The 15422-nt window shown below is 40.0% G+C and carries 22 protein-coding genes; 4 read left to right on the top strand and 18 right to left on the bottom strand.

Annotated features, from left to right (window positions below; all coding sequences use genetic code 11):
- Positions 1 to 28: 28 nt before the first annotated feature.
- The 16 genes from M1E09_RS09330 to M1E09_RS09255 all read right to left on the bottom strand — a co-directional run bounded on the left by M1E09_RS09330 (position 29) and on the right by M1E09_RS09255 (position 10592).
- Positions 29 to 319, bottom strand: a complete 291-nt coding sequence (locus M1E09_RS09330; protein WP_456274560.1) for a hypothetical protein — start codon at positions 317 to 319, stop codon at positions 29 to 31.
- Entirely contained in the window at positions 312 to 794 is a 483-nt protein-coding gene (locus M1E09_RS09325) for a GNAT family N-acetyltransferase (protein ID WP_456274559.1), read from the bottom strand. The genes M1E09_RS09330 and M1E09_RS09325 overlap by 8 nt, the downstream gene beginning before the upstream one ends.
- Before the next feature lie 15 nt (positions 795 to 809).
- Complete coding sequence (locus M1E09_RS09320; RefSeq protein ID WP_456274558.1) at positions 810 to 1253, bottom strand: NUDIX hydrolase; 444 nt, start codon at positions 1251 to 1253, stop codon at positions 810 to 812.
- A complete protein-coding gene (locus M1E09_RS09315) occupies positions 1237 to 1602 on the bottom strand; it encodes a cupin domain-containing protein (protein ID WP_456274557.1) in 366 nt (121 codons plus the stop codon). Before M1E09_RS09315 ends, M1E09_RS09320 begins: the two co-directional genes overlap by 17 nt.
- A gap of 33 nt (positions 1603 to 1635) precedes the next feature.
- Positions 1636 to 1800, bottom strand: a complete 165-nt coding sequence (locus M1E09_RS09310) for a hypothetical protein (RefSeq protein ID WP_456274556.1) — start codon at positions 1798 to 1800, stop codon at positions 1636 to 1638.
- Between the two features lie 25 nt (positions 1801 to 1825).
- Positions 1826 to 2227: a hypothetical protein gene (locus M1E09_RS09305; protein ID WP_456274555.1), complete on the bottom strand. Its 402-nt coding sequence runs from the start codon at positions 2225 to 2227 to the stop codon at positions 1826 to 1828.
- A gap of 578 nt (positions 2228 to 2805) precedes the next feature.
- Positions 2806 to 3282: a DUF2975 domain-containing protein gene (locus tag M1E09_RS09300; RefSeq protein WP_456274554.1), complete on the bottom strand. Its 477-nt coding sequence runs from the start codon at positions 3280 to 3282 to the stop codon at positions 2806 to 2808.
- 202 nt (positions 3283 to 3484) lie between these two features.
- Positions 3485 to 4387 (bottom strand): TIGR01777 family oxidoreductase, encoded by a 903-nt coding sequence (locus M1E09_RS09295; RefSeq protein WP_456274553.1) that lies wholly within the window; start codon positions 4385 to 4387, stop codon positions 3485 to 3487.
- 292 nt (positions 4388 to 4679) lie between these two features.
- Positions 4680 to 5825, bottom strand: coding sequence for a substrate-binding domain-containing protein (locus tag M1E09_RS09290; RefSeq protein ID WP_456274552.1), 1146 nt, complete (start codon positions 5823 to 5825; stop codon positions 4680 to 4682).
- A gap of 40 nt (positions 5826 to 5865) precedes the next feature.
- A complete protein-coding gene (locus M1E09_RS09285) occupies positions 5866 to 6900 on the bottom strand; it encodes a serine hydrolase domain-containing protein (RefSeq protein ID WP_456274551.1) in 1035 nt (344 codons plus the stop codon).
- Positions 6901 to 6915: 15 nt separating this feature from the next.
- Positions 6916 to 7242, bottom strand: coding sequence for a hypothetical protein (locus M1E09_RS09280; RefSeq protein ID WP_456274550.1), 327 nt, complete (start codon positions 7240 to 7242; stop codon positions 6916 to 6918).
- 131 nt (positions 7243 to 7373) lie between these two features.
- Entirely contained in the window at positions 7374 to 7580 is a 207-nt protein-coding gene (locus tag M1E09_RS09275) for a hypothetical protein (RefSeq protein WP_456274549.1), read from the bottom strand.
- 151 nt (positions 7581 to 7731) lie between these two features.
- Positions 7732 to 8082: a hypothetical protein gene (locus M1E09_RS09270; RefSeq protein WP_456274548.1), complete on the bottom strand. Its 351-nt coding sequence runs from the start codon at positions 8080 to 8082 to the stop codon at positions 7732 to 7734.
- Positions 8083 to 8366: 284 nt separating this feature from the next.
- Positions 8367 to 9557 carry an IS4 family transposase gene (locus M1E09_RS09265; protein ID WP_456272525.1) on the bottom strand — a complete coding sequence of 397 codons (1191 nt, stop codon included), beginning with the start codon at positions 9555 to 9557 and terminating at the stop codon, positions 8367 to 8369.
- 218 nt (positions 9558 to 9775) lie between these two features.
- Positions 9776 to 10207 carry a DUF1801 domain-containing protein gene (locus tag M1E09_RS09260; RefSeq protein WP_456274547.1) on the bottom strand — a complete coding sequence of 144 codons (432 nt, stop codon included), beginning with the start codon at positions 10205 to 10207 and terminating at the stop codon, positions 9776 to 9778.
- A 13-nt stretch (positions 10208 to 10220) separates the two neighbouring features.
- Complete coding sequence (locus M1E09_RS09255; RefSeq protein ID WP_456274546.1) at positions 10221 to 10592, bottom strand: VOC family protein; 372 nt, start codon at positions 10590 to 10592, stop codon at positions 10221 to 10223.
- Between the two features lie 400 nt (positions 10593 to 10992).
- Between M1E09_RS09255 and M1E09_RS09250 the strand changes: the two genes are divergently transcribed.
- Positions 10993 to 11772: an STAS domain-containing protein gene (locus tag M1E09_RS09250; RefSeq protein WP_456274545.1), complete on the top strand. Its 780-nt coding sequence runs from the start codon at positions 10993 to 10995 to the stop codon at positions 11770 to 11772.
- A 65-nt stretch (positions 11773 to 11837) separates the two neighbouring features.
- Here the strand turns inward: M1E09_RS09250 and M1E09_RS09245 are convergent, their stop codons facing one another.
- Positions 11838 to 12695 (bottom strand): alpha/beta fold hydrolase, encoded by an 858-nt coding sequence (locus M1E09_RS09245; RefSeq protein WP_456274544.1) that lies wholly within the window; start codon positions 12693 to 12695, stop codon positions 11838 to 11840.
- Positions 12696 to 12778: 83 nt separating this feature from the next.
- Between M1E09_RS09245 and M1E09_RS09240 the strand changes: the two genes are divergently transcribed.
- On the top strand, positions 12779 to 13231 hold the full coding sequence (locus M1E09_RS09240) for an OsmC family protein (protein WP_456274543.1): 453 nt from the start codon (positions 12779 to 12781) through the stop codon (positions 13229 to 13231).
- Positions 13232 to 13295: 64 nt separating this feature from the next.
- On the top strand, positions 13296 to 13892 hold the full coding sequence (locus tag M1E09_RS09235; protein ID WP_456274542.1) for a hypothetical protein: 597 nt from the start codon (positions 13296 to 13298) through the stop codon (positions 13890 to 13892).
- Positions 13893 to 13929: 37 nt separating this feature from the next.
- Here M1E09_RS09235 and M1E09_RS09230 read toward each other — a convergent pair whose 3' ends face one another.
- Positions 13930 to 14706: a metal-dependent hydrolase gene (locus M1E09_RS09230; RefSeq protein WP_456274541.1), complete on the bottom strand. Its 777-nt coding sequence runs from the start codon at positions 14704 to 14706 to the stop codon at positions 13930 to 13932.
- Between the two features lie 307 nt (positions 14707 to 15013).
- Here M1E09_RS09230 and M1E09_RS09225 point away from each other — a divergent pair, with 307 nt between their 5' ends.
- On the top strand, positions 15014 to 15400 hold the full coding sequence (locus tag M1E09_RS09225; protein ID WP_456274540.1) for an SET domain-containing protein: 387 nt from the start codon (positions 15014 to 15016) through the stop codon (positions 15398 to 15400).
- The last annotated feature ends 22 nt before the right edge of the window (positions 15401 to 15422 follow it).

Raw genomic sequence — 15422 nt, 5'->3', positions numbered from 1 at the left:
ACATGGTCGGTTTTGTTCCTTTTCAGGCTCACATCTTATCCTTTTCATTAAAAAAGAGTGCTGAAACCTTATAAAGATTAAAGAGAAAGAATAAAAGCCCTGATGAAAATACAATCGAACCAATCGCGATATTTCTCATGATTAATCCTTCCTTCACGGTTTGAAAAGTTTCAGTATCCATGGCTCCATCCATTTCCATCACAAAAAATTCAGTGGCAGTATCGATACCATCATCAACGCTTGTAAGAAGTTTTACAAACCCAATCAAAGTTAGCAATCCCCCCACCACCAGTAGTCCTAAGTAAACTTTTTTACCCATCAATTTCTCCCTTTATCAGCATTTTTTCAAACATAATCATATCCAGTGCTCTTATGCCATTTTCGAAGATTGGATCTGGATATCTGGCAAAAAAATCCCTTTTCACTCCGGCCATCCTGAACCCTGCCTTCTGATAGAAAGCTATGTTTCCAATACTGGAATTTGCAGTTCCGACTATCACTTTTTTTACCCCTTTTTCCTTCTGCAGCCGGAGTGCCTCCTGTATGATGGATTTTCCCAGTCCGTTACCCCTGAATTCCGGCAGAAGAGCAAAATTCTTCAGTTCAACAACCTCATCGGATATCTCTGTAAACAGGATGACACCTGCCGGTACATTGTTCATTAGGATAGATAACAAATCTCCCTCATTGATATATTCCTTAACGGCGGCTTCGCTTTCATCAGCCATCAATAGAAACGATAGGAAATCGCTTCTCTCCCTAACAGGTACGGAGGACAAACGTAAAAGTTTCATAGAACAGCCAACTTTCTAAAAAATATGCAGATTGCTTACTTTATCCGAATAAGCATCTGTGATTCTTTTTACATTCCAGGGGTGCATTTCATTCGGCAAATCATTTTTATGGAAGAAACCAATTTTAGAGATTTCATCTGTAGGAAGAAAGTGGCCACCCTTCCTGATTACTGCCTTGAATAAGAGGACGAGATCGTCTTTTTCAGGCGCTGAATATGCCCCTATTAAATCAGTGACATTCACTTCATATCCTGTTTCTTCGAATACTTCCCTTTTGACCCCATCCACGGGGGACTCATTTTTTTCCAAATGTCCACCCGGCAATGTCCAATTACAGGACCCATAGTTGATTTTCACACAGAGAATCCGGTCTTCATCATCCATTACAGCAGCAAAAACACCGACTGTCGGCATTCTTTCATCCCTCCAATCAAGCTCATTTCTATATCCAGACGTCATTGTCGGCAGTGAGGTCTCCTTCTGCCTCTCCTGTATTGACAACACCTTTCGGCTCAACCAGCATTATATGGCATTCTTTCTCTGCAAAAGGCTTATGCTCAACACCCTTGGGCACAACAAACATCTCACCTTTTTTCAACTTCACTTCCCCATCTCGAAACTCTATCGACATTTCTCCTTCCAGCACGAAAAACACCTCGTCTGTTTCTTTATGATCATGCCAGACAAAGTCCCCCTGTACTTTAACGAGTTTGAATTGGTAGTCATTCATTTCGGTTATGACTCTTGGTGACCAATGGTCATTAAATTTCGTCAGCTTTTCTTTCAGGTTCAGCGGTTCATATCTCATGAAGTTAATCTCCTCTTTCCATCGTTAGGATAGTTAAACCCAATAATAATAACTTAAAAGAATGATGCTTATGAACATAATGGCCGCAGATTGCCATTTTCCTCTTCTGTTTTCAGGCCTTTTTGTTCCTCCATAAAAGAAATAGACAGAGCCAGCGATAAAGATGATATAAGCAGCTGCTTTTAATAGCATTTCCAATTTCATTCCTCCTGTCATCTATGAATCATTCGGGGAGGGTTTTCAAAAAATATGATCTCACTTCTTTGGGGAGCTCCTCCACAGATAGTACCTTCAAGCTCTCAGTTCCAGGTGTAGTCATAATCAAGTAAGTATTTTCCTCATATTCAAAAAGGGTAAATTGCTTGATAGATTCAGCCTGGTTGGCATTATCCTGAATGTATTCAAAATCTTCTTCTTTAAAATATTTTTCATAGCCTTCCAATGTTATATCCTGAGCCTCTTCAAAATCTTCCGCAGAAGAAATTGATTGATATAAGTCTAAAGAATTCTTAGGTTTTAAAACTTGTGTATAGTAGACAGTACCTCCCAGTATCATAAAAGTTATGAAGATAAATTTTCCCCAGTCTTTTAATGTCTTTCTCTTTATTCGAGTGATATTAGTCATCCCTTCTTCCGTTTATCCGTTAACAATTATTTCAAATTTTCTCATTTTTTACAATGGCTTTTGGCTTTCAAAAGAAAATAGAGCTTCCCTTTTAAAAAAATAAGTAGTTCAGTTTTGGAGTACAAAACTAGAAAAAAGCAGTCTAAACCGACTGCTTTTTTACTATGGACTCGTATAAAATGCACAAAATAAATTTCATTAATTGAGTAGGTCTCCAAAGGAAGGGGAGTACTTATAATAAGGGAAAATTTTTCCGTTAAATTGCAAAAATTAGCTGGGGATAGGTAAATAAGGGAAGGATTTTCCGTTAAGCATGCTCTTCAGCCCTATTTTTCATGTTTTTAAGTAAATAGCGGAAATTTTTACCCTTATTTGACCTATTTTTTTCGACTTTTCTTCAATAAGGGAAATTTCTTCCCTTATGGTAAAAGCTCCAGGTAGTGGTTCAGTATTGGTCCTCGCTTTTATGGTGGAGGGTGGCATGAATAGAGAATCGCTTATTGAACATACAATCTCCGGAATCACCTGGCACTTGCAATCGATTACTTATCAAATACCCTCCAAAGCCTGTAATCACCTCATACAGTCAGGTCCTGTTCAGCTTTTATTTGCTGTACATTTCTTACCTGCTGCTGAAGAACGGAGGCAAACAATGAAACCAGCACAGAAATGAAAATGATTCCGATTCCAATTAAGGCAATTCCCGGATGAAGAGCCTCGAACATCACTAAAGCAAACATACCGATGATATATACACTGATGATAGCAATAGCACTGAATTTAATATAATTTAATGTCTCAACTGCCTTTACCGAAAAGGCGTTCTTTTCTTCAATAAAGACCAAAAGTTTCCAGGACTGAAGTATGGCGAAAAAGAATGGAACAGCCGTTAGATACAGTCCGGTAAGTACTGGTATCCGTAAGAAAGCAAACTCTGGAGCAAGTTCAGCCGATTCCTTGCTGATCCAGGGGAGCCAGAATAGACATAAGCAGAATACTGAAAGACCAATTATGACTAAGGCAATCTTTAAAAACAAAGTAGTATGAACTTTCATCCGTAACCTCCTGAGCAGATTGTTTTCTCAATATCCATCTTATTACATTATTTATTGATTATCAATAAATAATTATCACTTATAAATAATATTCAAGGTATAAGAAAAAAACAGCTATACGGCGATAACTGCTCCTTCACGTAAAACTGCTTTGTTATTGTCTACTGCTCACCGCCTTGACTATCATGGATAACCACATTATTCATCTGGCTTCCAGATTAGAGACGATTTGGAGCAGGGCTTCATCAATCTCCCTGTATTTGAATTGAAATCCTTCACGCTCAAGCCTGTCAGGAATGACCCAGCGGCTCTTCAACACCAGTTCTGTTTCTGTTTTGATCATCATCGCACCCACCTCCAGCATCCACTTGGGTGACGGCAGTCCGATTGCTTTGTTCATTGTTTTCCTTAAGCTTTTCATCAATTTCCGGTTTGTGACTGGTCCAGGTGCTGAACAATTGAATACACCGGTTATTTTCTTGTTTTTCTGAAGAAAAAGGACGATATTAAATAAGTCCTCGATATGAATCCAGCTGAACATTTGATTTCCTGACCCCTGGATCCCGCCAAGGCCGAATCTCACTAGATTTATATAAGGAGTCATCACACCGCCGTCCTCTCCAAGGACAATGGCAATCCTAAGAGCAGCCTGCCTGGTATGTGGTAATTGGAAAGAGAAAAAGGCCTTTTCCCATTCTTTTGCGACTTCTACAGAAAAGCCGGAACCGATTTCGCCTTCAGTTTCTGTCATTGGCATGTCTTCCGCATGACGATAAATCGTAGCAGTGGAAGAGTTAAGCCAGAGCTCAGGGGGATTATCACAGGATTCAATCGCCTTTCCTATGATCTTGGTTGTCCTGATTCTCGATTGCATGATTTCTTGTTTATTCTTATCATGATAACGGCAGTTCACAGATTTCCCGGCCAGATTAATGACCATTTCCGCCCCTTCCAAAGCTGATATGATACCCTTGTGGTTTTCCCATGTAATATAGGATGAATCCCTGGATATAATGTGAACTTCATAACCCCTTTGACGGAACTGTTCACTGAAGTATTCTCCGATGAAGCCTGTACCGCCTGCCAGAACCACTTTCTTTTTCATCCTAAGCATCCCTCCCGCTGGTTGTGAATGTATTCACAAATAATTTTATAAATAATAATTCGAAGCTTTCCTTTCCGCTCAATTCTCGAAGTTAGAAAATTATTATCTTTATATTATCATATATTTCAAGTTAAATCAGATGATGTCTTAAATACTATTCAGTGACCACTAGCCAAAAACACTTGGATAGTGGTCTAAAGAATTTAAGGATTCATAGAATATCTATTTCCGATGCAAGGAAAATTGGGGCTTGCTCGATTTTTCTAATAATCAAGGTTCACCCCCCGCTAAGTCAGTTAATCGGTACATAACCTGTTTCTTCTATTAATTTTTGTCCTTGTTCAGACAATATCCAATTGATAAACGGTTCAACGTTTGGATTATCTGTACCGTTAGTAATCGTATAAAATTCACCGGTGAGTGGATATTCCCCGCTTTGAATGCCTTGTGTGTCCGGCTCTACATTGTTAATCTTCAGTAGTTTGACCCCTTTGCTGTCAACCATCCCTGTAGCAAAATAACGGTATGAAAAACCGAGTGCATTTCGATAATTCCGGTAATCTGATGCTTTTTCAATAACTCCTCCCATGCCACTCACCCTCTGGTCGGTAGGCGGCTGCATGATTGGAATGTCTCCCATCATATTTTGCAATCCTGTTTGGCTGCCGCTGCCTTCAGGTCGTTGAAAAGCAATGATCTCCTTGTCTTTCCCACCAACTTCTCTCCAATTTTTAATTTCACCTGAATAGATTTTCTGCAGCTCTTCAATCGTTAAGCTTTCGACAGGGTTGCTTTCATGAACAAAAAACACGAACGCTTCTTTCCCTATGGGGGTCATGTTCATTTCTTCTCCCAGCCCCGAACGCTGTGCTTCTGAAGGTCCGGCCACGAAAATCATGTCAACCTCCTGCTTGATGAGCCTGTCGTATGCTGTACCAGTCTTTGAGGACACCACTTCACTTTGAGCGGGATTGTCATGGGGATAGTCACCTTCTGGATAAACAGACTGGACAAGTGAGGAGATTACTGGGTATAGAGCTGTTGCTCCATCCAATGTCGGCAAATCGCCTTCGAGTTTAAGGTCCGATTCTTCTTCTAACACTGCTGCTTTTGAATTAGCTGTAAATGGTTCATAAGCGGTCAAGTCCACTTCCGCATTTGAAATTTCAATGCGATTGATATAGGCTTCGTACCCACCGTATGAAAGTAACGGAATCCCATATACAAGGATTGGAATCAGGACACGGAATTGTTTTTTCAACCTGTTCAATACTCCTAAAATAAGGAGGTTCCCGGTTATTAATGATGCTCCTAATACAATCGCTACATAAATATAGCCATTTTGAGAAGAAACAAGTAATGAAAATGCCATCGCAAATAAGCAAACGACCCCAAAGAAGATGGTAAAACCGGCTGCTGCAAAAAATTTTCTCCACATACTAAATCCCTCACTGCTCTGTTATGTATTGTCACTGTTTTCACTTCATTGAAAACAAGGATTCCTCTATCTTTTTCATAATCGCAAAGGCACCTTTTCCATGGTTCGAAACAACCGCAAAGGTTACTTCTGCTTCTGGATAACAGCCGGAATGAAAGCTCACCCCAGGATCATATCCCATTACATGGTATTTTCGGAAAGGACCGCTGCTGTTCATCCAGATCCCATATCCGTAATCGACACCCTCTTTAACCCGTACATGAGGAGCAAGCAAGATTTGGGTGATTTCCTTGGATACCAACTGGTGATTAAATAAAGCCTTCCAAAATTCCACCATATCAGGAGCCGTAATAAAAGCTCCTCCATCCGGTCCTCCTTTGATTGGAACGGAATACAGATTGGTTTTATAACTTCCGTCCGCCTTTTCTACATACCCATAAGCTGTATTTTTTGGGAGAGAATCCATAGAAAAATAGCCAGAATCGTACATTCCTGCTTTTCCAAAAATATTTTCGTTAATATATTCTGTAAAAGAAAGGCCCGATTGCTGTTCGACAATCAACCCTAAAACAATATAGCCTGCATTATTATAATGAAACTTTTCGCCAGGCTTGAACTTCATTTTTTGATCCTGAAACATCGGCAGAAAATCCTTCGGCTTGTGCAAGAGATACATTGGAGTCTCTTTCCATAAGTCAGCAAAATCACTCATGGTTTCTTCGTCAAAATAGTCAGGGATCCCTGCGCTGTGGGTCATCAAATGATGGATTGTGATGTCTTCATCCCATGCCTTAAATTCGATGTCCAGGCAATCCTTCAACTTTGTTTCGAATGTGATGATACCTTTTCCGACAAGCTGGCAAATGGCTATAGCGGTAAATATTTTGCAGCCTGAAGCGATTCCAAAACGTGTATGGAGGTGAATGAGGCGTTCTTCTGCTTTGTCGGCAAATCCTGCTGATTCTTCCAAAATATTTTCATCTTTTCTTTTAACAAGTACCGCGCCGGAGAACTTTTCGTTTTTCATTTCAATAGATATCAATTCAGATAGTTGTTGTGCTTTCATTCTTACCATCACCTTGTCTTGAAATTATTGGTAACTGTCCTTTTCTTCTGGGAGATAGGAAGGCTCATAAGAAATCACAAAAGGGAGAAGCAACATACCGCCAATAAGAATAGATACCAACAGGATGATTGATTGTGATATTTCCAGTTCGATAAAGGTTCCTGCAGTAGCGATCAATACTATAAAAGTGATATTAGCGGCTAAATGCTGCCAGATGATCCTCATATTCTTAGTACCGCACTTGCTGCATTCAATTTTACGTTTGCTATACATACTTCCAACTGATAAATCTTTAAAGACCCTCCACCAGGAAAGCGGCTTTCCACATTCTCCGCATTTAGGTAATCCCATATGATCTACTCCTTTTTGAAACTGGAAATCTATTATGAAAAAGGGAGATGATTCAGATATCACCCCAAGAAACAGAAATGTTATAGCCTGCAGTATGAGATAAATATCAAAAGATGAAGAACGGTGTTTGATTAATCTTCCTTGTTACGGTCATTTTCCAGTTCTGCCTCAATTTCACTGTTGGTTAAAGGAGGTTCTCCTTTGTCTTGTAAATGGCGCTGGATCAGCTGGCCTGTTTCCGAAGTGTCAATTCCCCTTCTTACAGCCCTTTCGATAATGATGTATAAAATATATAAACTGAGAATTGCCGAAAGGATAGAAAGTACAATGAACTCCAAAAAATCTCACCTCTTTTATTCTTCTATTATTGTAAATTTTACCACAACTTTTTTGACTTTTGCTTCTAATTATTCAATTAATCAGAATTAATTAAAAATGCTTCTGCTATGGAGTTTCCCAGCAGAAGCAAGAAGAGGATGAAAATATGGATTACCTTAATCCCATATTCTCCTTAATGGTCAGCTTGTCTCTTTTAAAACTGACACTCATAAAAGTGTTGGGAATCTCGCCATCCCATATATATATTCCATCACCATTTTCATCTCTTTCTCCATCCCCTTCTGATCCGGTGATGTCCACTACTTCTTCGTATGACATCCCTTTTTTGAGTAAGTTATAATGCTCGATTGTCACCAGACCGGTTTTTTCAGTTTCAGCATCGTTTCCTTTTTCCTCTTCAACCGTTTCGTTGTCCAGTTTCACTGAACAACCGCTCACAATTGTAAAAGAACTAAGAATTAAAGAAGTCGATAATAGTAGTTTCACAGAAATTTTTTTCATTTTGCACTCTCCTTGGATTATGTAAGATAATGATTTGTGATTACACTTAACCTCTTCCTAACTATGTAACTGAACGAACCTCAGAATTGTTTCATAAAACCACAAAAATTTAAATCCTTTCCACTTTAACCCTTTAATGGAATGAGGGACTGTCCCACTAGCGATGCATATATGTAAATTTCTTAAATTTATTCAAAATTTTTACAGTTCGTTTCAGCTCCGGAATTAAAAAATGGTAACATGGTTGTAAAAGACCTTGTTCCCATTTTTTTACATACTTATAGTTAAATTCGTCGTTTTCCTTTTACCATGGCTACAGTTCCAAAATCATGTTTAGATTTCGAAGGGATCGGGACTTTTTGCCTTCCTTTTGATTTTTTCTTCTTTCTCCCTAATTCTACTAATAAATCGCTATACGTTTTATAGAGATAGGTTTGAAGTGCTTGAAAGAATCCCCATGTAGTCTTGGTGGATCGTGTCATAAGTTTAACGATCACAGATAGACCAAAGGCAATGACCGATAAGAACATTTGATTCCAGATTCCTTGGGGCTTTGTGCTCCAAATTTTAGTGAATTTCAGGTGCTGTTTTATCCATTTAAAGAAGAGCTCAACGATCCATCTGTTTTTATAAATATCTAGAATCTCAGTGTCTTCAAGGTCCCATCGATTGGTTAAGATTCGATACACCCTATCCTTTTCATCCGTAAATTCGATGTATCGGACAGGATGGTGAGAGGTGCCGAAATAGACAATGGCATCCTTGGTGACAGAAGGATGAGTTGGTTCAAACTCTTTTTCAATGTATACCCTCAAATTTTTCGAGATTCTCGTAACGAAAGAAATGTCTCTCCTCAGCCATTCTTCCAGATTCATTTTGGAGGAATAGCCCCGGTCCGTTACGTAGGTGGCATAAGAATCTTCGATGAGGTATTTGGCACTTTCAAAGTCACTGACATTGCCCGTAGAAGGAATGATTTTGTCTGGAAAGGCCGTATTTGGTGAGGTAACAACTAACCTCGTGTGCATTTTTACAGCCGTATGATCCTTCGAAATCGTTGCCCACTCACACAAGCTTTTAGGCAGCTTCAGTTCTGTAGAATCAACGATTTTGAGGAGCCCCACTTTTTTTGAAATCCCTTTTTGGTCGCGTGTAAGGTGGAGAAGTATCTCGACAACTTTATAGAAAAGTTTCTCTACAGTTTCGGTCGGAAGATCGTTGATTCGGCGGCTTAATTGCGAGCCGCTGATCATATCGAGATCCAACTCCTCGCGTAAGGAAGGATGGGCGAAGAGCTTCTCTTCCATACGATTGTACGAATTCCACTGATCTAACTGGCCAGCGATAAAAACTTTGATTAAGGACTCTGTTTTGAGCTTCTTTCTGTAGTCCAGTAGTGGACATCTCAGGTGTTCGGTTGGCAATAATTTTAAACATTGACAAATTAACGTTTCATGACCTATACTTTTACTCATTGTGATGAGCTCCTTTTGTAGAAGATTTGGGAACAAGTATGGTCCTGCATCTTCTACATTAGGGCTTTTTTTGCGTTTAGGAAAGTATTTTTATTTTTTTATCCACAGGCTTCCATATTTTGTAACACATGCATCGCTAGTGGGACTGTCCCCTGTTACTTTAAAGCATTAAAGTGCAGATCATGAAAAAACACCCTGGGTTTCAGGGTGCACAGCAGTTATTTCTTCGGTTGTTCTGGATAGGTTTCTTTCAGGAATTGAATAGATTGCTTAATCAGTTCTTTGAGAACCTCCACTTCAATATCCGCTACCTTATTGATATACACACAAGCTTTGCCGGAGGTGTGTTTTCCGAATTGTTCTAACAGCTTTTCCCTGTCAGGATCCCCGGTTGCAAAATACAAACTGATTTTCGCCTTCCTCGGAGAGAAACCGACCAATGGAGCATCTCCTTCATGCCCAGTTTTATATTTATAATGATAGGAACCAAATCCAATGATGCTCGGCCCCCACATTTTTGCTTCATACCCGGTGGTTTCAGTGAAAATATCTAACAGTCTGTACGCATCTTCCTGCTTCTTTGGATTATCGACGGCTTCAATAAATTCAATGACACTTCTGTCATTCTCTTTCGTTTTCAATTCATACATACCTTTCAGCTCCTTACCCTGTAAATACTGTGTTATCTTTCACGAAGCAAAGCGGATTCCCGAATGGATCTTTTGCATAGAAAGATTCTTCCCCCCATGGCCTCTTCATTATACCTTCTTCTATATAAAGTGGTTCAGAGTTTTTTACACAATCGTAAACCCCTTCAAGATTTGAGACAGAAAGATAGATATGTTCAGGGTTGGGAGACACTGCCGCCACGTCTCCATCAGCCCCAGGGTCAAAACAGGCAAGGATTGTTCCACCACAATCAAAATAGTGGCGGCCGTTGGAGACACGTTTTCCTTCTATCCCCAATACCATTCTGTAAAAGTCAGCTGCCTTTTCAATATCTGTGACAGGTATAATGACACGATAAAGTTTCATTATTAAGTCTCCTTCCATTTTTTAAAGCTCCAATTTCCTCTATGACTTGTGTCCTTGTGTCTTATTATAGGTGGATTTCAGTTTACTTTCAGTATTTTTTGCCTTTCTTAATCAATGGATCTAAATTTACAATAGGTATTAAATTTCCATAATGAATTTTCGTTCTTTCTTTAAAACTGTTAAGCTGGTAATACATCATTTAGCTATATGAATTTTTTCCCATTCTGTAATTCCATATAGTTCTTGTGTTTTACAACAGAACTGACACGTTGTTTTCTGGTAAATACTATTAAAGGGAGAGATTCATATTACTACTAAATATCATTTTTCATCCGAAGATTTTCCGTCCTTAAAGACTGCATCTAAAAAAATGTTCAAAAGCATTGGAGAACGACTTAATGTGAACACGGCCTATGTGACCAAAAGAGGTTCGACAGCGATGACCGTCCTTAGTTCATTTAATGAAGAAGAAGAAATCATTCCTGAAGGTTATTCAGTAGAGTACGGCGGAACCTACTGCAGGCTGATTATTTCCAGCCAGGACAGTACGTTAAGTACCGTTGATTTAACACAAGATGCGATGACCAGGGAGTTGGAAGTTACTTCTCAATTAAAAGTCAAAGGCTTCATGGGTGTGACTCTTTATGATTTGGAAGGTAAAGTATTTGGCACTTTATGTGTGATGGATCGTGAAAAGAAAGATTTTTCAGAGGATGATGCAGAATATCTTAAATCCATGGCCGCTGTCTTGTCCCACATCGTCCATCTGGATCAAACTCAATTCAATATGTCTTTCCTGAACGTGCCTATCATCCCTATAACGAATGGGGTTTCAGCTTTGACCATCCAAGGTATGATCGATGAAGAAAGAGCTGCAAAGATTACCGATGTCGTCCTCAGTTATTGTAGTAGTTCAGATATTGATTATTTTATCATCGATTTATCCGGACTGATCATCCTGGATGACCACTTTCCGGTTGTCGTGACTAGTATTATCCAGTCACTTCACCTCATGGGCATTGAAAGCATCATCACTGGCATCACGCCGGAGATAGCACGGTATGAAGCGCATAACGCCGCTCTTCTTTCTTCCTCTGTCAAAAAGGTGGCAAACCTGGAGGCAGCCTTGGAGTACATAGGTTTTTATTTAATTGAAAAAGAAGAAAAGACTCATGTATGAGTGTTCAAACGCCGGCTGCAGCCGGCGTTTTGTTATATGAACACAATGGACTCATGCTGCACACTTCACCTTGCATCTGAAACTCTGGAAAGCCAATCATTCAGAAGGTGCTGAACCACTTCTCTCTTTTCTATCGGCACCATATGCCCTGCCCCATCCACTACCGTAAAAGTCGCATTAGAAAACTTTTGGAACAGCTGGAACTGATCTTCGTAACCACATATTGAATCTTGTTTACCAAGGATGAACAAAGCAGGGACATTAAGTTCTACGCATTCTGAGAAAGGTTCTTTTGTCAGGAAGTAATCACTTTCCCGCCAATTTGATGTAAGGAAATCTCTGTTGGCAAGTTCTCTTCCGGGCTGTACTTCTGACAGAAAACGTTCAAGAGTGGTCTTGTTTTGGATCACCATCAACGTTTTGTATGCTGATTTGATATCCTCCTGAAGCTGCAAGGTTAGGTTTTCCTCCTCAACTAAACTAATTTTCTCCGGAAGCTTCCCAGTCCTGTTATGTACTGCCGGAACAAGCAGGCAGATGCCTTCAACCTTTTCCTTGATAGTGTCCAGGATTCCTTGAGCCACGTACCCCCCGTATGACATACCGACTAAGGAAAATCGTTCTTCCCCGATTACTTTTTCTATTAGCTCCTGAGCGCTTTTAACGATATCTTCTGTGCCTTTAAATTGGTCGTTGATTTTGCTGCAGCCATGTGCAGGCAGATCGACATAGATCCGCTTGAAATTGCTATTTTCAGTGAACAAAGGTTCAATCCAGGCACTCATCGCCCTATGGTCTGTTCCCATTGAGTGAAGGATGACGATGGGTTTCCCCTCTCCACACACTTTATAATGTATCGTACCGTACTTTACATTGCATTCCATGGTTTCATCTTCTCTCTGCAGTAAGTTATTCCAATACATTCGACTTAAGCTCCGGATATCCTTCTCTTTCGTAAATTCTGCTAAAATGGAGGTACTGGATTTTTTATTAGGAGGAATGACAAATGGCAGAGCATCACTTTCACTTGAAAGCAAACTGGCCGGGACTTCGCAATGACATAGGAGATATTGAGACCGAGAATATGAAAACAGCCATTTCGATTCCGAAAGAAATGGATGGTCCTGGAATCGGAACGAACCCTGATGAAATGCTTCTTGGTGCGGCAGCGACCTGTTTCATCATTACGCTTGCGGCCATGATGGAAAGAAGCGGCCTTGAAAAGAACGATCTGACCTTGGAATCGGAAGGAATCGTCGATGTCACCAAAGGGGTGATCACCTATAAAAAGATCATTCACCGCCCGCGAATTACATTGAAGAAAGAAGCAACAGAAAAAGATGTCTCCCTTGCAGCGAGGCTCGCAGAAAAAGCAGAGTCTTCCTGCATGATCACAAGGGCCATTAAAGGAAATGTCGAGGTAGAACTGCAAGCGGATATTATCAGGTCAGCAGAATGACATTTTACAAATCCAGGGCGGTTATCTATTCTGCGAAAATCTATCAATTATTGTAATTGCCTCCTTGTTTTCATACATTTTTGGACCGCCATGGGGCAAGTGGACCACCAAAGACAGATTCACCGAGTATTTGGAAGCAAAATATGAAAAAGACTATGTTGTAGAAGACGTTTCTTATGATTTTTTTCATAGCTGCACTTATAATGCTTACGCACACGCAACAGATGAACCCGAGATCATTTTTCATGTAGGCGAAATGAGGGGTTCCGGGCAAATTGATGATGCTTACCACTATGAGGCTGTGAGATATCATGCCAAGAAAGAAATAACACCAATAGTTGAGAAATATTTCTCAAAAGATTCCCGTTATTCAATAGAGACCAGCCCTATATCAGAGGCAGGAGACCCTGTAGATTACATTTATCAATCGAGCATTGAAATCGGAGTATCACTTGAGGATGTCACTATTTCTAAACATAACGAGAATCAGGAGGTTGAGGAAGCTGCCGGACTTCTGTTTGAATTAAAAGAAATGGGCATAGAGTTCCGGCATTTTGGCATCAGTTATCAAAACAGGACATTGCAGCTGACCCCTGATCTTATCTATTCAATAGAGAATAAAGAAGACCTTTCTAAACAGTTGGTACCCTACAAACGGTAAGACGCTGGAGACTGAACATCACCAGCGTCTTTTCATGTTAAAAATCAGTTTCCTCGCCGTACCCCATGATGATCACTTCAGTCTTCTTTTGACCGCTTAACTGTTCTTGTAATTCGGTATCTCTTCCAATCATATTCCCGACTACAGGGAATGCTTCCAAAAGAGCCTCCAGCGTCTCGGCAGAAGCTGCTGTCTCTTTAGAAGGAAACGTATGGCTTGGAATGGCGTATTTCACATCTAGAAGTTTTTCAACAGCATAAGCCACTTCTTTAGGACCCATGGTAAATTGCCCTGAAGAAGACAAAATCGCTATCGTTGGATTATACACATCCTGGATCAGCTTCATATCGAGCATCAGTGCTGTATCACCTGAATGATAAACGGTATGGTCATCGGCAAAGTCCATTATGTAGCCTGCTGCCTCCCCGGCATATACAGGTGTACCTTCCGTCTCCCCATAGCTGGAGGTATGTTTGGCCTGTACCATCGTCAATGTCAAATCTTCCAAATCAAAGGACCCTCCAAGATTTAATGGGAATACATTTTGAAACCCATTTTGCATAAGGATCATGGCCAGTTCATACTGAGCAATCACCAGACATTCCGGATTAGAAGTTTTTAGTTTCGATAGTCCGCTGGTGTGATCAAAATGCCCATGAGTCAGAAACACCGCATCAAGGCTTTTCATGAAATCATCTGTTTGAAATTCCTCTGGACAGCCGGGATTCATATCAAAGAATGGGTCAACCAGGTAACGTTTCCCCCCTTTTGAGGCAAATAGATACATCGCATGTCCTAAACGAATAATCTTCATTAAATCTCTCCTTTTCAAATAGAGTCTCTTCATCTTATTAATTTCAATGCACATTTATGAAGCAATTTAAATTATGTCTGTCTTTCAAGCTGAATGCCCCCTTTTTTTCACACACATTTCATTCCACCGGCTGGCAATCACTTCTAAAACATTACCAATATTCTACCATAAATATTCTGTTTTTTCTGAATACAACAGGACTTCTTCTTGAAAAGGCATAACATAATCGAAAAAAGTTGCATTCTTTCCTTTCAACTGACAAACTGAAGGGACATGCTTTGAAAAATGACAGAATGAAGGTGAGTATATGATAGAAGTAAGAACATCTCAATTGAGTGATGGAGAATTAAATCGGGGAGTCTTTGCTGTCAGGGATATTAAAAAAGGCGAATTGATCCACGAAGCACCTGTCCTTCCCTACCCCAATAAAGAGCACGTCCACATTGAAAAGACACTGCTTGCTGATTATGCATTTGAATACGGAATAAACCACAGTTGCTTGCTTTTGGGATATGGGATGCTTTTCAACCATGCCTACGAGCCGAACGCGGATTATGAAATTAATTTCCCAAACCATACTTTCGATTTTTACGCTTACAAAGATATCAAGGCAGGGGAAGAAATCCTCATTAATTATAACGGTGAAGTCGATGATGAAGAGCTGTTATGGTTCGACAAAGAAGATAAAGAATAACCTGCATTGATGGATATCCACG

It is taken from the genome of Bacillus sp. AK031 (assembly GCF_053903065.1).
This window is presented reverse-complemented; position numbering and strand designations above follow the sequence as displayed.

Bases quoted from the DNA above. Each gene is read 5' to 3' on its own strand.
- M1E09_RS09295 (WP_456274553.1), bottom strand. From the start codon at position 4,387: ATGAAAAAGAAAGTGGTTCTGGCAGGCGGTACAGGCTTCATCGGAGAA.
- M1E09_RS09260 (WP_456274547.1), bottom strand. From the start codon at position 10,207: ATGTATGAATTGAAAACGAAAGAGAATGACAGAAGTGTCATTGAATTT.
- M1E09_RS09230 (WP_456274541.1), bottom strand. From the start codon at position 14,706: ATGAAGATTATTCGTTTAGGACATGCGATGTATCTATTTGCCTCAAAA.
- M1E09_RS09265 (WP_456272525.1), bottom strand. From the start codon at position 9,557: ATGAGTAAAAGTATAGGTCATGAAACGTTAATTTGTCAATGTTTAAAA.
- M1E09_RS09300 (WP_456274554.1), bottom strand. From the start codon at position 3,282: ATGAAAGTTCATACTACTTTGTTTTTAAAGATTGCCTTAGTCATAATT.
- M1E09_RS09240 (WP_456274543.1), top strand. From the start codon at position 12,779: ATGGCAGAGCATCACTTTCACTTGAAAGCAAACTGGCCGGGACTTCGC.
- M1E09_RS09225 (WP_456274540.1), top strand. From the start codon at position 15,014: ATGATAGAAGTAAGAACATCTCAATTGAGTGATGGAGAATTAAATCGG.
- M1E09_RS09330 (WP_456274560.1), bottom strand. From the start codon at position 319: ATGGGTAAAAAAGTTTACTTAGGACTACTGGTGGTGGGGGGATTGCTA.
- M1E09_RS09280 (WP_456274550.1), bottom strand. From the start codon at position 7,242: ATGGGATTACCTAAATGCGGAGAATGTGGAAAGCCGCTTTCCTGGTGG.
- M1E09_RS09305 (WP_456274555.1), bottom strand. From the start codon at position 2,227: ATGACTAATATCACTCGAATAAAGAGAAAGACATTAAAAGACTGGGGA.
- M1E09_RS09270 (WP_456274548.1), bottom strand. From the start codon at position 8,082: ATGAAAAAAATTTCTGTGAAACTACTATTATCGACTTCTTTAATTCTT.
- M1E09_RS09255 (WP_456274546.1), bottom strand. From the start codon at position 10,592: ATGAAACTTTATCGTGTCATTATACCTGTCACAGATATTGAAAAGGCA.
- M1E09_RS09245 (WP_456274544.1), bottom strand. From the start codon at position 12,695: ATGTATTGGAATAACTTACTGCAGAGAGAAGATGAAACCATGGAATGC.
- M1E09_RS09320 (WP_456274558.1), bottom strand. From the start codon at position 1,253: ATGACGTCTGGATATAGAAATGAGCTTGATTGGAGGGATGAAAGAATG.
- M1E09_RS09290 (WP_456274552.1), bottom strand. From the start codon at position 5,825: ATGTGGAGAAAATTTTTTGCAGCAGCCGGTTTTACCATCTTCTTTGGG.
- M1E09_RS09315 (WP_456274557.1), bottom strand. From the start codon at position 1,602: ATGAGATATGAACCGCTGAACCTGAAAGAAAAGCTGACGAAATTTAAT.
- M1E09_RS09285 (WP_456274551.1), bottom strand. From the start codon at position 6,900: ATGGTAAGAATGAAAGCACAACAACTATCTGAATTGATATCTATTGAA.
- M1E09_RS09325 (WP_456274559.1), bottom strand. From the start codon at position 794: ATGAAACTTTTACGTTTGTCCTCCGTACCTGTTAGGGAGAGAAGCGAT.